Source organism: Spirosoma daeguense, from assembly GCF_054776875.1.
In genome coordinates, this window is the sequence record NZ_BAAHBF010000002.1 from 518,222 (window position 1) to 533,870 (window position 15,649).

Below are 15,649 nucleotides of genomic sequence, written 5' to 3' on the forward strand. Positions count from 1 at the left end.
GAGTTATTAGCTATTTGTAAAGAATGTCATCGCATCATATTGTTCGTGAAAAGCAGGAGCCAGCGTTACTTATTGCCAATGGCGAAGCCTGTCAGCCCGAACTAATTGGGCAATTGCTCGAATGGAGCCCTACTGTGGTTGTTCTTGACCGGGCAATCTGGCGGGTTTTTGAGCTGGGTATTAAAGTAGACGTATTGCTAGGTGATTTCGACCGCGCGCTCGATTTAGATTCAATTCGGGAACAGCAATTTCCGCTGGATATCATTCACACACCCGACCAGTCGAAAACGGATCTGGAAAAAGGAATTGAATTCCTGATCGAGCAGGGTTATCCGGCGGTTAACATCATCTGGGCAACCGGCCGGCGGGCCGATCATAGCCTGACCAATATGACCAATATTGTGCGCTACAAAGACCAGATTCGGATTGTTATGCTCGACGATTATTCGAAGATTTTCCCATTGGTTGGCCGCTTCGAAAAATGGTACGAAGCGGGGGCTATACTCTCGCTGATTCCGGTTGGCACCGTAACGGGCATTCGAACCCAAGGTCTGAAGTACAATCTCTACGACGAAACACTGACGATTGGCTACAGAACCGGAAGCAGCAACGAAGCCGAACAGGATGGTTTTGTCAGAATCGAAGCCCAAACCGGCGATTTGCTACTTATGGAGTGCTGGGACTGATCAGGCCAACGAACTGAATAGAACGTAGTAAAATGGGCTGAGGCACCAATTGTAGCCACGAACTCAGAACCAGTATCAGCCAGAACACCCTTACTTTTTTCTGAACAAACATCGGCGAATTGCCCAGCCAAAACAGAAAAGCCTGTAACAGACAGAACGTAAACGGAGCCATCAACCGCAGATTTGGCCCATCGAACGGACTTACTGAACGTAGTGTGAAGAGTACCAGTAGATACGTAACGCCTGCCAGAGTAAATAAAAAAATGAGCGGATTACGATCACTACGTTGCCACGTTGCACTACATAGGGATAATGTTCGATAAAACAGACCGAAAAGTACAGCTTGACTAAGCAGACCAATCCAGGCAAGGGTGTTGTTTCTGGATGCTGTAAAATCCCGGATGAGCAAAAATTCGTTGAAAAGCGAACAGGTAAAAAGTTTGGACAGTTCATGCCCTGATTCAGTTGGGAAAAAACGTTCTCCACCAAAGTAAGTGCCGGAAAGTGTCTGATTATGCCAGAAATAAAAGGCCATCGCTACGACGCCCAAAAAGGTATTCAGGAATAACCATTTCGATGCCAGTTTAGCATTGATTCCGCCCATTTTGCTTTGGAGTCGTAACGGAAAAATCCAAAATAAAATAGCAAGCAAGCCTGTCAAACCAAACACAAATCCGCCAACGTAGCGAACCAGAAACATAGCACAGCCGATACCAAAAAGTAGTACAGTACTACGTAGTGATGTGTGATGCAAAAGCTGAAGAATGGCCCAGATCCACTCGGCCAGCAAAACCAGAAATACGGTTTCAGACCACGTATAAGCCGCAATTTTTAGAAAACTGCCCAGCAGCCAAACTGAAAGAAGCCAACTGGCTCGGTAAACATCCAACCGATTCGACCACCGCCAGACCGAGAAACCTATCGCAATAAGGTTCATCAGTTTTGACCCTACCAGAACGGGAACGCCAAGCAAACCCGACAACGTAGCGATCAGTAGTGAATAGCCTATGGGAAATGTGCTATTCCAGACAAATCGCCCATTTTCCTGAACGGAATAACCTAGGCCTGCCAGTATATTCTCTGCCGATTGCAGGTAATAGCCAGAATCAATGCTTCTACAATGAGTTGGGTGGAACCACGATATGCCTGTTACCAGTAAACAAATTCCTGCAAAAATTGACCATACCAACGTTTTCCCTTTCATCGAGTCAGCAGAATTCTACCGGTCAGCGATACGGAACTGGCTATGGGTATGTCAGAGCCCGTGAACGTATAGAGATACACGCCCGCAGGTAAAAGTATGCCCGAGTCAGACGTGCCATCCCAATACCATTCGTTGAGGCCAATTCGCGTAACTTCCTGAAATGTTCGCACGAGTTTTCCAGATAAATCGGTGATACGTAGTGTTACTGGCTTTGATGAAGCATCCCCCGATATGGTGGTAAAAAAACGAGTCCACTGACTAAATGGATTGGGATAAACGCCAACAGTCATTAGTTCTAAAGCGTTTCTAACCCGAAAACGAATCTGATACATTGCCGCCCGATTGCCACTCAAATCGCTACCTGCAACAGCCAACGTATACTGCCCGTCGGGTAATGGAGAACGAGGTTGATAGCTAAATCGAAATGAATTAACGGATTCAGTTACAGTTCGTTGGATATTACTTTCACGTAAATTAAGCCGTTCATAGGGACAGGGTAACGTAACACAGGGCGGTTGTACGTAAAGTTCTAGTCCAACAGTGTCGGTGCGTACCAGACGCTTATTTTCATCCTGAAGTAATATGTCAATAATGGGTTGAGCCGAAACGAGTTCGCCATTGCTAATGCGTTTCCCATCGAATGCTACGTCAAGAATTGGGGCAATCACATCGGGCACAAAAGGAGGTTTCTGAACCGAATTTGCCGAACTCAATACGGCTGAATTATTCATTTCGTTCGTTTCAGGAATTTGATTATCGGGGTCGAGAACCAACTCAAAATACGTAGTATCGGTGTTGTTACGTAACGCCGGGAATGCCCAGTTCAACGTATCGGCATAGAATGGAGTTTTATGGGTAAATGCTTGTTCGTGAATGAGTTGGCCGTTGCTTTTGTAATGCCGGATACGTAGCGTGAGGGGCCGATACGTAGCACGACCATAGTTCACAACCACGCCCGATAAACGTACTGAATCGGCCTGATTTTCTACTCGTTGCAAACTACCCAATTCAAACGCTACGTCTGGCATTGAAAAAGGAAACACACGAATGGCTGGATCGCCCTGCAAGGTCATTTGCTGCGCCGTTGTGACGTCGTAAACAGAGGTGTTTGCTTTAAGAAAACGACGGATGGTTTCCTGCTGAATAACGCCGATTGGTTTTGATACGTACTGACTATCGGCCAGCAGAGCGTAAAGCTGGTCGGAGTAGCGTTTTAAAGGCTCCACAAAACCGTTATAGGTATGCGCCAGAAAAAGCACCGCACCCCGATCTGGCGTCAAAATCCAGTCGTTTCCGAATGTTGGCCGACCAAAATAGACATTCCCGGATGCGCAACCATTGACTAGTAAAAACGGGTATCGTCCTTTATTCCGGTAATTGCGTAAATCATTGCTCACAAATCCAATATCAACATCGGCAACATCTAACCCCGAATGTCCGAAAAGGCTAATCATACCAACTCCCTGATTCACAAGATCTGTAATAGGTAGCACTTCAACAGGATTGTCGGTTTGTTTAGAGAGCGTTGTTACACGAGCGCCAACGTAGCTCGTTTGCATTGTTTGGGTAAAATCGTCGATGAACTGGCGAAACTGTTTAAGCTCAGAAACGCTACGTCCACCACTCAGATGTAGGCTATTTTTGCGCCAGAGTGCTGGTTCGGATGTGTTTTCGTGCGATTTTACTTTAGTCAAATAATCCAGTACCTGTTGCGACTGACTGGCGTTGAGTCGGCCAATAGCTAGAGCGGGTACGTGGGCAGGTTCATCTTGCAACCCTTCTACAAGCGCTATATCTGAACCGGGCCATCCTGCATTAGGAACCATATCGAGTAACTCACCATTGGCCAGTTTGCGAATGCTTTGTGGATCGAGTGATTGACCGACTAGAAACAAGAATTTTGGCCGACTGTTGCCACTTCGTAGCATATAATCCGCAAACCGTCTGATTGCCAGCGGATGCCGTTCGCCATAACTAAATTGGTCAACTAATTGGCTTATGTTCACCGTCAACGTATCGAATCGGCCACCCGCTTCTGAGGCACGATAAGCGGCATACGCCTGAATTGGATTTGCTTCGTTTCCAGCGGGTTGCTGTAAGAGTGGATGGGTAATTATGAGGAAGTTTGCGTTCGATGTAGCGAATTTTCGGAACGTAACGGGTCGAATGGCCGGTACCTTCATGGGTTGATTGGTAGCTAACAATGTTCGTTCAGACTGACTGTTCCGTATTACACCTTTCCATTGTTGAGCTACTGGAGAGATTTGAATTCGAATCGGATTACCTGAGTCGCTAATATCGAACAGACGGGTGTTGGCCGGCGTATTCGCAATATTTAACCACGAACGACCATTGACATTGCTACGTAGGTGGAACAACTTCTGCGATTTCCCTGTCAGATCAGTACGTTGCGGATAACGTAGTTTCAGATACGAAACCGAAATTTCTTCACCGATTTCGTTCGGTTGTGCCGATAATACCAGCGAACCTGATGAAGAAATGGCGTTTCCATCAATTTCTGTGTCGATACGTAGCGAACGATAATCTGAAAAATGCGCGGTATCGAGCGGCTGAAGTGAGGTGATAGATGAACCCGCGAGGCAGGCGATCCGGTGCAATCTGGCACTACGTCCGACGAGTAGATAACTAGCTTTAGGGCGAATCTGCGAGCCACTAGAATCGGTTGCATGACTGAAATTTGTTAGCGAAAACATCTGGTCAAATCGGTTTCCAGCGGTTACTACTGGCCCAGTCCATCCCTCACCTGTATCATAGTTGCTTAAAATGGACCCATTGCCATAACCAGCTCCCAGCGGATAAATCGTACCGGCTGGATACGTATCGGTAAAAACGCGAAGCTCTTCTTCCCAATGATATGGTTCTGGCTGAAGCCCGGCATACGTTGTGTCGGTATAAGCCTGCATTCGTTTGCCGGGTTTGTTATCAAGTCGCCATGTCAGAAAATAAGCCGTTGTGTCGCTGAATAAGCTATAGTACGTATGTGGTTGAGCAGTAGTAGGTTCATAGAGAAGTGAATCCTGTATACCATCGTTACCTCGTCCGTAAAACTCCAGAAAATCGGTTGCGTCGAATCGTTGATCATTTTCACCTTCCACATAAATAGCCTGCTCGACACCCCGATGAACTAATTGAATCGTAACCGGATTTATCTGTTGAATCGGAATCCCCGCTCGCTGAAGTTCAGAAGTAGTGATGCGATAAAGGCCAGCCTTTGCAATTGGAATTTTGTAATAGTTCTGCGAATAACTAATCCAGCGCGTCGGGTCAGGGTCGTTCGATAGGGATTGTGCCGAGGCACTAATAAAGGAGAAAAGAGTAATAAGGACGCCAAGAATGGCGTATGCATAGACAAACGTAGTAGTGCTACGTTGTGTGGCAGGAGTATTTTTGAGACCAAGGAAAAGGCTTGTCACGTCTTAGTTTAGTTAACGTATACATACTAAGACGTGACAAAGGGTATATTTGTATCGGACTGATACGTATCAGTTTGTTAATTGTCTTTTGAAAAATGCCCATGCTTCGAGATACACATCAATATCGCCGGGGTTATTGTGCTGGCCATTAAGCACCTTAAGCAAGGTAATTTCGGGCTTACCTTTTTCTTTGAAGGTATATTTTTCAATCGTTTTGCCATCAGACGGGTCGGTATCAGGCAGCAGCGTTTTCTTCGGACTTCCTTTATATCCTGCCAGTTCAGACCAGTATTGAAAGGTTCGGTCGGTCGAGCGAACCAGACCAAGACTGATGTTGCCCGTTCGGACTTCGCCACCACCGTATGGATTTGTTTGATCGGCAGTGCCGTTGACAATCATTACAGGAAGCGCAATCCGTTTTTCAATACAGTCGAAATTATTGGTATCCGGAAGATTGGCAATAAGCGCCGTTATAGCCCGAAAACGGTCTGGCATGGTTAAGCCTAGTTTATAGGCCATGTGCCCACCCCCCGACGTACCAACCGCGAAAATCTTCTTAGAGTCGATCTGGTATCGTTTTTCGAAATAACGTATCATCTCCTCAAAGAATGCGTTCTCGTTGATATTCTCCAGATTAGCCGCCGATTGGGCCGTTTTCCGGCATTCGTTCCAATAGCGTTTATAGCCATCCGGATAAACCAGCAGAATATTTTCGGTTGGGGCGATAGCTTCAAATTTTCCGGCTCCTTTTCGAATGCCTTCGCCGTTGCCCCCCGAACCATGCATCACAAACACCAGACTCGCATTTGTCTGGGCCGGTTTTGCGTAATGAAAGCTACGATAATGGCCTTCAATCAGGAGTGAATCGGAGAGTAACTGGCTATATGTTGTTGTGGCCAATAAGGTAAAAACGATAAAGAGAACGTAGCGTTGAAAGGTCATTAGTAAAATTAACTTATTCGTGAACTGATTGCTAATAAGACCCAAACAGGCTTTGGCTGTTTGGGTCTTATTACTTAACGTAGCGATAACTAGGTTAAGTCGCTTACTTTTGAATTCCTGCCCAGGTGTACTTTGCTTTTTTGTGTTCTCGTTTTACCGTTTTCCAGGCCGTCTTTTTTAGCTGCTTTGCAAAATCTTCAGAAACCTCTTCTGGCTTGAAACGGAGCTTAACCGGCGACTCATTAAACAGAAAGCCATACCAGACGAGCCCACCCAAATAACAACCTGCGGCATTAGCGTGATGCGAGTCAAATGCTAGTTTCCCCTTGTCGTCCCAACGATAGCCTACGTGCAGCGAATTTGTCTGATCCGGCAGATTGGGTGCTTTGGCATTTCGTGGATCAAAGCTGGTGTCTTTGTGATAAGCCCATTTGGGTTTTGCTGTCATCTGCCAAAATGCATCGCCATTCGGAATAACAGGCATCGCTAATTCATTGGCTACGGTTTGGTACGCTGTTCTCAACTTTTCCCACATCTGCTCAGCGTTTTTAGCAGAATCGCCCGGTGCAATCCGACTGAAATCTTTTGAGTCGGAACGATAGGCCCAGGTTTCATGAAAAACGACGGTTGCCGTTGGCTGTAATGCATGAACGTACTCATACAACTTCTGAGCGTAAGGCCGATACGTATCGACATCGCCGGAGTTGATTGAGCTTTGCTGAATGGTCACTACGTCCCACACGCCTGTTGACAGTAATTCTTTTAACGATTTTCCGCCGTATGGTTTGCCGTTGGGATCGTCTGGATTTTTTTCGAATGCTTCAGCATGGCCCCAGTGCCGCTGCAACGAGCTCCCGCCGATTTCTGCCCGACCAATTATAAGCTCATGACCTCCTTCCTTGCTCAACTGCGGGAGATAGCGAGACGCATTCTGAGAAAAACTGTTGCCAATCATAAACAGACGTAACGTCGATTTAGACTGAGCGAACGTAGTGATTGTGTAGAAAAAGAAGAAGAAAAGAAAAACAGGTTGCCCCAATCGGCGGTACTGGTTCATAACAGGTAGGTTAAAGTAAGTCAGGTTGTGAATGCTCCTTTTAGTGATTACTGAATTAATACGTTAAAGACGCCTTGTTCGGGTCTTTAATGCTCCGAGGCTGATTATCCCTGACCTAACTATGAAACGAAACGGGATTAATCTGCGAAAATAGAACGTAGTGGCCAAAATCGACGTCATTTTTAACCATTTCTAATGGGTACCATTCTTTAACAAATCAGGCAACCATGCGCATCCTGCTGTTGCAATTGTTGGTCATTCTATTTGCAATCGCTGGGTTTAGTCAAAGTAAAGCCCAGCAATCGGTGTTATTTCCATTGCGGCTTAGCGAAAATAAACGCTATCTCGTTGACCGAAACAACCAGCCGTTTCTGATTAAAGAGTATTCGGCCTGGGGAGCTATACAGGCGTTAACCGAAAGGGACGAAAGTGCTTTTTTAGATAGCCTAAGCCTGAAAGGATTCAATACCGTACTGGTGTCTGTGCTGAGTAATGCGCCTTCGCAAATGGGTGGTAATCCGCCTTATTGGCAGGGCATTTCGCCGTTAACCCTAAAGTGGGATTTCTCAACGCCAAATGAAGTTTACTTTCAGCATGTAGACCGCTTTTTCAAAATGGCCGAAGAAAAAGGCTTTTTCGTGATGGCATTGCCCGTTTATCTCGGCTACCGAACCGATCCGTCGCAAGGTTGGTGGGATGAAATAAAAGGTACAAAAAACGATACGTTGAAAATGAAAAAATACGGTGAGTTTTTGGGCAAACGTTACCAAAACACGCCTAACATAATGTGGGTTGCTGGTGGTGATAACAATGCCGAAGGCGATTTACAACCCTACGTAACAAACCTGATTCAGGGTGTAAAATCAGTGGATACTAATCATTTGTGGTCAGGCCATTTCGATATGAATTTGGGTATGAGCTGGTCTACAGATCACCCTGTTTTCGGCGGGATTATGGATATCAACGGAGAATACGTCTGGACTGAGTCTATCCTTATGGAAAAAGGACCGCAGTATAAAGCAGAACTGGCGCAGTATGCGAAAGGAAAAATGATAATGCAGCTAGACTTGAGTTACGAACATGATAGCCCGCATTACGCTGACAATGAGAATCATCAGTGGATTCGACGGAAGATGTATGAAGGCTTTCTGACCGGTTGCAAAGGCACTTCGTTCAGTGCTGGCGAAATCGGGAATGCTAGCTACTGGTTCAAAAACTGGAAACCTCTGATGAGTACAACGGGTATGAAACAGGTGGCGGCTTGTTTTCGCCTTTACGAGTCGCGGGCTTGGGAAAAGTTAGTGCCCGATCAAAGCAATGAAATCATTTTGTCGGGTCGAGGCAATTTCGGTGAGTTGGATTATATCTGTGCCGCCAAAGCATCAGATAATAGTAGTTACATTATATATATTCCAAAAGGTAACCGAACCATCTATCTGAATCTTCAGAAAATGATTGGTAAACCGGTGAATATGCACTGGTTCAATCCACGTACGGGTGAGGCACTACGTATAGGTGTAGCCGAAGCTCGCGAAAAATTTGGAATAACTCCGCCTTCTGAAGATGATTGGGTTGTCGTTTGTGATGACAACGGGTTAAAACTACCAGTACCGGGACGTAGCAAACGCTGACGTGTAAGAAGGAGCGAAGAAGCGATACGTATTATTGCCTTAATTGTTGGGCAATAACCGGGCTGAGTTGCATAAGAATTGGTTCATTTTCTGATTGTATCAAACAAATTACCCCAGCTTGTTCCAGATTCCAGATGGCTTTCGTCATGGAGAACGAATCATGAGCAGACCTATCAAGGATCGACAGATGAGACGCCCGGTGGTTGGGTTGGCACCACAACAATCGGATAACCTGTTGTTCAAGAGGAGAGCATTGTTCAAGCATCATCATGAGACAGCGTATTAGTCGTTCGCGTTAGTAACGTATTGTTTAGGTGCAATTGTTGTGAATTATCCATATTATTTCGGGAAAATGTGCTGAAATCAACCGCCCGTTACTCAATCGTTTGCCCGACGATGTTGCTTAAAGAACGTATACATTGTGGCGCAGATTGTCTGATTAGTGTATTGATTTGTAGCTGATAACCACTCATCCCCAGTTTTTTGCCATCCATACGGAAAATGATGTAAAACAAACAGGGTACCTTGCATCGCATAGTACCTTATGCTACCTTTGATGTATTAATTAGCGAACGAGTGAAGAATCTGGCCGCTAGTGTAGTAACTGAGTACGTAACATTACTTGGTTCGATTTCACCACATTACAGACACAACTCATTCGCAAGGTCACTCTTTCATCTAACGAAAACATGAATATCGAAAACGCTCAAGTGCAAATGCGGAAGGGCATTCTGGAGTTCTGCATTCTGCACATCATATCGCGGGGCGAAGTATATGCCTCCGATATGCTCGACGAGCTGACCTCCGCCCGAATCATGGTTGTGGAGGGTACGTTGTACCCGCTGCTAACCCGATTGAAAAATGCCGGTCTGCTCGATTATAAATGGGTAGAATCGACGTCTGGGCCGCCAAGAAAGTACTATCTGTTGACCGAGCTGGGTCGCAACTCACTCGAAGCATTGAACGAAACCTGGCTTGAACTCTCTGATTCGGTTAATGCAATTGTTGGAAGAGCCGAGCAGCATAAAAAACCAGCTAATGGCTCAACACCCGTTACGCCTTTATCTGACCCAACTGCGCCATCGGCCAACTCTTAACCTACACCTTCTCAATAGCCATGAAAAAGACCATAAGCATAAATATTAGTGGCGTCATCTTCCATATTGAAGAGGATGGCTACGACAAACTGAAGAGTTACCTGACTACAGTTCAGCAATATTTTTCAACCTACGAAGATAGTCAGGAGATTGTTACCGACATCGAGAATCGGATTGCGGAGAAATTACTGGCTAAATTAAAAGCGGCTGATAAACAAGCTGTTTCGCTTGAAGATGTTAACGAGCTAACAGCCGCTATGGGTACTGTAGCTGACTTTGAAGCAGTTGAAGAAGAAGAAGTTCTGGTAACCAGCGGTGGCCGCAACTCGGCAACGGGCACAGGGCAGGGGCCTCGGGGCTCGGAGTTTCAGGGATCATCGAGCAACCCCATGCCACATGCCCAAAGCACTAACTTTGAACCACGCCGGTTGGTACGCGATATACGTCGGAAAACATTGGGTGGAGTTTGCGCAGGCTTGGCACACTACTTCAACATGGACGTAGTATGGGTACGGTTGATTTTCCTGACGCTTTTTCTAGCCTTGCCACCGATTGGTCAAGAGTTCGGAGCCGGAATTTCGGGCTTCACGTTCATCGTTTACATAGCCATGTGGATCGCATTGCCCGGCGTAATGACCATTGAAGAGGACAAAACGGTAAAAAAATTCTTTCGCAACCCTGAAGATAAAGTATTAGGTGGCGTTGCTTCGGGTATTGCCGCTTATTTCGGGGTCGATACGGGCGTAATTCGGTTGTTGTTTGTACTGGGCATTGTGCTCTTTGGCGTTGGTTTTCTGCTATACATCGTTCTTTGGATGATTGCTCCTCAGGCAAATACGCTGACCGAAAAGATGGAGATGCAGGGACAACCTATTACGTTGACCAACATCGAAAACAGCATCAAACAGAATCTGAACATCAATGAGTCGCCTAATAACGAAAGCACATTGACCCGTATCCTGTTGTTCCCGTTCCGGGCCATTGCAACAATTATTGGTGGTTTAGGTCGGGCATTAGGCCCATTCATGACGGGTGTACTGGCGGTGATTCGGGTTTTTGCGGGCGTATTGATGCTGCTGATTGCTTTCTCCATGATGGTTGCCTGTTTAGCTGTAGCGGGTGCATTTATCGGCTTTGAATCTGGCGCGCATCTGGGCAATCTCCCCATCGGAATGATTCGGGATGACGTATCTGCACCGATGATTCTAGCCGGATTATTAGTTTGCCTGATTCCTGCCTTTGGGCTGGCCATTCTGGGAATTATGCTAATTACGATGCGAAGCGTAATTAGCAGCGGTACGGCGCTAACGGTAGGAGGTGTTTGGCTGGTAAGTCTAATTGTATTTGGAGGCACTGTTACCCCGTTCATCAGCAGTTTCCAGCGCCGGGGCACAGTCGAAGAAACGAAAGTACTGAACGTAGCGGCTCCGGTTCCAACCTTCGCTATGAACGATGTTGAAAACGACGACAACTGGCGGCCAACCATCGATATGAAAGGATACAGTGGCACAAGCCTGAATCTGGTTCAGTATTTCCGGGCGCAGGGGAGCACTCGCACCGAAGCACAGAAAAACGCCCGTAAGATCAAGTATGTGTACACTATCAAAGATTCTACCGTAAGATTTGATGAAACCATGGAATTAGTTTCAGGGGCACGCTTCAGGGCGCAGGATCTGGATATGGACCTGATGATTCCTTACGAAAAACCATTCCGTATGACCCAGGAATTTGCTCGCTTTGTACGTAATGAAACATTCGGGGAGAAAGAGATGGATCGGATGGAACGTAGCATCTGGAAATTCACAAAAGAAGATAAACTGATCTGTATCAACTATCCACGCGAAAAAGATCGGGATTATAATGACGAAGATGACGACGTAACGGATTTGACTGACGACGTTCAGGATGCGTTGGCGCACGAACTTGGCGATGATTTCGACCGGATTGGTTCGCATACCCGTCAGTTCAACGTTAGCGAATTCTCGAAAGTAGACGTGAGTGGTGCGTTTGTGGTACGTTTCCGCAAGGGCGATACGTATAAAGTGGTTGCCGACGGTCGTGAAGATGATATGAGCGATATGGATGTTCGGGTAAACGGTAGTAAGCTCGAAGTGAAATTTGACCGTCGTGGCGGAATTTTCGACTGGAACAATCGCAAGCGCATTGGTCTAACCATCACAGTTCCTAAAGCCATAGAAGAACTTGACATGTCAGGTGCTTCGAAAGCGAGCCTGACGGGTTTCGAACGCTACAATAAGCTGAGTGTTAGTATGAGTGGCGCCTGCCGGACAGTGTTCGATGGCGATGTAGACAAACTGAATCTCGACCTGTCTGGGGCTTCGAACGTCGTGCTACGTGGTCGTGCCAATCAACTGGATGCTGAATTAAGCGGGGCATGTAAGCTGGAAGCTACTTCGATGAGTATAGATAAAGCTTCTGTCGATGCCAAAGGCGCCAGTCATGCCGATTTAGGACATGTCGGCACGCTGGATTCAGAAACCTCAGGCGCGAGCAAAGTAACCCGGCAGTAGGTTAAAGAGCGAAAGAATTAAAGAGTGAAAGAGCGAAAGTTTGGCGTTGTTGCCACTTTCGCTCTTTCACTCTTTAATTCTTTCGCTCTTTTTTTGTTTGTACGGCTTCCTGTTCAACTTCTTGGTCTGCTAAAGCCGCTTCCTTCTCAAGTTGTTTATTTTCCTGCTCGAAAACCTGAATCAGAACAATGAAATAGGAGAGAAGCAACGGCCCAACAACCAAGCCTAAAATACCAAAAATAGGTACTCCCAACACAATACCTGTCAACGTGATAAGCGGGTGAATATCGCCCATACGTCTCGCAAGTACGATACGTAGCAGATTATCAATATTGATGATAACAATTGCCCCTACGAGCAAAATACCGACGCCCTGCCCTGTGTTGCCCTGCGATAATTGAATCAGGCCGGCAGGAGCCCAAACAATCGGCGTACCCAAAATCGGAATGAAGGCCATGAAAAACGCAACTGTTCCCCAGAAGCCTGAATCAGGTACACCAAAAGCCCAGAGCGTAATTCCCGTTAGCACTCCTTGAACCAGACTAACCAATGCCTGACCCAATACGTTAGCGTTAACATTATTTTTCAGTGATTCAGCCAGCTCTTTTTGCGTCTCCCGTTTAAAAGGAAGGTATTTCTGTAGGCCTTTCGTAAACGACTCCTGCTGCACAAACATGAAATACATTGCAAAGAACATCAGGCCGATAATGACAATGAAATCAAGCGCACCACCGGCAATAGATGGCAACAAACGACTGGCATACGAGCCAGCCTGCTGGGCTATCGTTTTAATATTTTGCGGGCTGGTTATTTGATAGCCAATCAAATCTTCGGCATGTTTTACCAGCTTCATGATATCGTCGGTATGCTGGCTATAGTATTGAATCCGGCCGATCAGCATCAGACTCAGCGTTAAAAACGGCATGATGATCACCACGAACGCAAATACAATCAGCAGCGATGTAACCAGCGAACGATTCCATTTGCGCTTGATGGCCAGTGCGGTAAACCACGGTCGAAAAACCACATAGAGAATTCCCGCTCCCAGAAAGGCAGAAAAGTAACCGCTTAATCCAAAAATGATGAACCCGGCAATGATAAGCAGACTCGTAATGAGCAGAACACGTTGTTGCTGGGGTGTATAAATATTGGTCATGTATGATTTAATTGGAAATATGCATTAAAACCTGATAAGGCCCCCGAATTGTTTAAGCCGATTGATAAAGTGTCTTGCCTTTCCGTAAGTTAGTTAGGCATGATTATCGTTTTTATATGAACTATATGTTGCACTTTATGAAACCATCGGAGCTTATGCGTAAAATTTTACTTTTTGTGATATTTGCTACCGGAGGACTCGTTATGTTTATCTGGTACTGGACTATTCTGATTCATTGGGTAGAGCACATCAAAGGAGGTTTTTACCCGCAAAACAGCCTTCAAACCATTGTGGAAACAATGCTGGTTGTACCGTATACATACCTAGGTATACGCTTCTTTAAGCGATTAATTCCGTTCTGACCAACAACATTTGGTGTGAATTTTGCGGGCATTAGTAAACGGGAATGCCTTGGCCGTACACAAGAAAAAAAACGACTGATGTTGGCCATTCAGTCGTTTTTTTTTAACATTCGGTGGCACTTAAAGCTAAACCGGCTTCTGATGTTTCCTTGTACTTCGTAGACATATCGCGTCCGGTGGCTTTCATAACTTTCACCACTGCATCGAGCGAAATTTTCTGGAACGATGCGGCTCCTGAGGTTGCCAGCAAAAAAGCGTTGTAGGCTTTTACTGCTCCCATAGCGTTACGTTCAATACAGGGAATCTGGACATAGCCGCCGATAGGGTCGCAGGTCATGCCCAGATGATGTTCAATACCGATTTCTGCCGCTGCTTCAATAGGACTAATATTGGGTATGTCTTGAGCGCAGCGAGTCAGAAAAGCCGCTCCCATTGCTGAAGCCGTGCCAATTTCGCCCATGCATCCCATTTCAGCTCCTGAAATGCTGGCATTATGCTTTACCAGAAAACCAATGGCCGCTGCCGCTAGCATACCTGCCCGCAACGTAGCGCGATCGTAGTGAAAGTGATGTTTGGCCAGGTATGTCAGCCCCGGAATCACGCCCGATGCGCCCGATGTAGGAGCCGTAACCACAATGCCTCCAGCCGCATTCTCTTCAGAAGCAGCCAGACAGTAAGCGTTCAGGAAAATCAAAAAACTATCAGACGACTGACTCATTCCTTTGGCTTGCTGGAACAGGATCGGTGCTTTACGACTGAGCTTTATAGAGCCGGGCAATGTACCTTTATGACGTAAACCGCGCCGAACGGCCTTGTGCATAAATTCCAGAATCTGATCGATACGTTGGTTAACATCGGCTTTGCTACGTCCGGTTAAGGCCATCTCGTTGGCCATCAGCAGGTCGTCGAGTGTCAGATTATTTATTGTAAGCTGGTCCTTCAGTTCGGCCATACTACTGTACGGAAACGGAACGCTACGTGTACTAGCATCAGCATCGGGTTCGCCTTTACGGATGATAAAACCACCGCCAATCGAATAATATTCTTCTTCGGCCAGCACCTGATTCTCCGCCACAAGTTGAAGTACCATCGTGTTGGCATAAGGCGAATCGTACCGTTTTTTCTCGAAATGAATTTGCGGCACGCCAACTTCCAGCATTCGGTCGCCAACCGGAACGGGATACGTAACAGCAGGGTCACGTAGTAACTTGTTCATAGCATCAGGGTCGGTAGTTTCGGGTTGCCAGCCAAGGAGGCCAGCCACAACAGCCCGATCGGTTCCATGTCCTTTGCCTGTCGCACTTAAAGAGCCAAAAAGTCGAACATGCAGACTGTCAGCTTTTTGCTGAATACTCGAAGGGAGTTGGTTGAGCCGTTGACGAAAATCAAAAGCGGCTTTCATTGGGCCAATAGTATGCGAACTGGATGGCCCCGGCCCGACTTTAAATAAGTCGAAGACGGAAGTTGTGATGGGTGTAGTGTTCATGTTGATGAAAGAATAGGTAAGATTAACGTATCCGTGTGGATGGTCTACACGTGACGAATCTGA

11 protein-coding genes are annotated in these 15,649 nt (G+C 46.3%); 5 read left to right on the forward strand and 6 right to left on the reverse strand.

The features are described 5' to 3' along the window. Positions 1-23 precede the first annotated feature (23 nt). A complete protein-coding gene (locus ACYVD4_RS07050; protein ID WP_460943834.1) occupies positions 24-686 on the forward strand; it encodes a thiamine diphosphokinase in 663 nt (220 codons plus the stop codon). Here the strand turns inward: ACYVD4_RS07050 and ACYVD4_RS07055 are convergent. The 4 genes from ACYVD4_RS07055 to ACYVD4_RS07070 form a co-directional block, all read right to left on the reverse strand. Continuing rightward, positions 667-1,890 (reverse strand): hypothetical protein, encoded by a 1,224-nt coding sequence (locus ACYVD4_RS07055; protein WP_460943836.1) that lies wholly within the window; start codon positions 1,888-1,890, stop codon positions 667-669. The two genes, ACYVD4_RS07050 and ACYVD4_RS07055, sit on opposite strands and share 20 nt — an antisense overlap. Then, entirely contained in the window at positions 1,887-5,324 is a 3,438-nt protein-coding gene (gene porU2 / locus ACYVD4_RS07060) for a putative type IX secretion system sortase PorU2 (protein WP_460943838.1), read from the reverse strand. The genes ACYVD4_RS07055 and porU2 overlap by 4 nt, the downstream gene beginning before the upstream one ends. Before the next feature lie 69 nt (positions 5,325-5,393). Further along, positions 5,394-6,266, reverse strand: a complete 873-nt coding sequence (locus ACYVD4_RS07065; RefSeq protein ID WP_460943840.1) for a CE1 family esterase — start codon at positions 6,264-6,266, stop codon at positions 5,394-5,396. 103 nt (positions 6,267-6,369) lie between these two features. Further along, positions 6,370-7,323, reverse strand: coding sequence for a DUF4886 domain-containing protein (locus tag ACYVD4_RS07070; protein ID WP_460943843.1), 954 nt, complete (start codon positions 7,321-7,323; stop codon positions 6,370-6,372). Positions 7,324-7,550: 227 nt separating this feature from the next. Here ACYVD4_RS07070 and ACYVD4_RS07075 point away from each other — a divergent pair, with 227 nt between their 5' ends. The 3 genes from ACYVD4_RS07075 to ACYVD4_RS07085 all read left to right on the forward strand — a co-directional run bounded on the left by ACYVD4_RS07075 (position 7,551) and on the right by ACYVD4_RS07085 (position 12,582). Continuing rightward, complete coding sequence (locus ACYVD4_RS07075; protein WP_460943845.1) at positions 7,551-8,954, forward strand: apiosidase-like domain-containing protein; 1,404 nt, start codon at positions 7,551-7,553, stop codon at positions 8,952-8,954. Positions 8,955-9,643: 689 nt separating this feature from the next. Beyond that, entirely contained in the window at positions 9,644-10,051 is a 408-nt protein-coding gene (locus ACYVD4_RS07080; protein WP_460943847.1) for a PadR family transcriptional regulator, read from the forward strand. A gap of 20 nt (positions 10,052-10,071) precedes the next feature. Then, positions 10,072-12,582, forward strand: coding sequence for a PspC domain-containing protein (locus tag ACYVD4_RS07085; protein WP_460943849.1), 2,511 nt, complete (start codon positions 10,072-10,074; stop codon positions 12,580-12,582). A 73-nt stretch (positions 12,583-12,655) separates the two neighbouring features. On the opposite strand, the gene ACYVD4_RS07090 is transcribed toward ACYVD4_RS07085, so the two are convergent. After that, positions 12,656-13,738, reverse strand: a complete 1,083-nt coding sequence (locus ACYVD4_RS07090) for an AI-2E family transporter (RefSeq protein WP_460943851.1) — start codon at positions 13,736-13,738, stop codon at positions 12,656-12,658. A 155-nt stretch (positions 13,739-13,893) separates the two neighbouring features. Here ACYVD4_RS07090 and ACYVD4_RS07095 point away from each other — a divergent pair, with 155 nt between their 5' ends. Beyond that, positions 13,894-14,100, forward strand: coding sequence for a hypothetical protein (locus tag ACYVD4_RS07095; protein ID WP_460943853.1), 207 nt, complete (start codon positions 13,894-13,896; stop codon positions 14,098-14,100). 103 nt (positions 14,101-14,203) lie between these two features. On the opposite strand, the gene ACYVD4_RS07100 is transcribed toward ACYVD4_RS07095, so the two are convergent. After that, on the reverse strand, positions 14,204-15,586 hold the full coding sequence (locus ACYVD4_RS07100) for an L-serine ammonia-lyase (RefSeq protein WP_460943855.1): 1,383 nt from the start codon (positions 15,584-15,586) through the stop codon (positions 14,204-14,206). Positions 15,587-15,649 lie beyond the last annotated feature (63 nt).

What these genes read in the sequence shown, in the direction of transcription:
- ACYVD4_RS07095 (WP_460943853.1), top strand. Translation starts at nt 13,894, where the DNA reads ATGCGTAAAATTTTACTTTTTGTGATATTTGCTACCGGAGGACTCGTT.
- ACYVD4_RS07100 (WP_460943855.1), bottom strand. Translation starts at nt 15,586, where the DNA reads ATGAACACTACACCCATCACAACTTCCGTCTTCGACTTATTTAAAGTC.
- ACYVD4_RS07075 (WP_460943845.1), top strand. Translation starts at nt 7,551, where the DNA reads ATGCGCATCCTGCTGTTGCAATTGTTGGTCATTCTATTTGCAATCGCT.
- ACYVD4_RS07090 (WP_460943851.1), bottom strand. Translation starts at nt 13,738, where the DNA reads ATGACCAATATTTATACACCCCAGCAACAACGTGTTCTGCTCATTACG.
- ACYVD4_RS07080 (WP_460943847.1), top strand. Translation starts at nt 9,644, where the DNA reads ATGAATATCGAAAACGCTCAAGTGCAAATGCGGAAGGGCATTCTGGAG.
- ACYVD4_RS07055 (WP_460943836.1), bottom strand. Translation starts at nt 1,890, where the DNA reads ATGAAAGGGAAAACGTTGGTATGGTCAATTTTTGCAGGAATTTGTTTA.
- ACYVD4_RS07065 (WP_460943840.1), bottom strand. Translation starts at nt 6,266, where the DNA reads ATGACCTTTCAACGCTACGTTCTCTTTATCGTTTTTACCTTATTGGCC.
- ACYVD4_RS07050 (WP_460943834.1), top strand. Translation starts at nt 24, where the DNA reads ATGTCATCGCATCATATTGTTCGTGAAAAGCAGGAGCCAGCGTTACTT.
- ACYVD4_RS07070 (WP_460943843.1), bottom strand. Translation starts at nt 7,323, where the DNA reads ATGAACCAGTACCGCCGATTGGGGCAACCTGTTTTTCTTTTCTTCTTC.
- ACYVD4_RS07085 (WP_460943849.1), top strand. Translation starts at nt 10,072, where the DNA reads ATGAAAAAGACCATAAGCATAAATATTAGTGGCGTCATCTTCCATATT.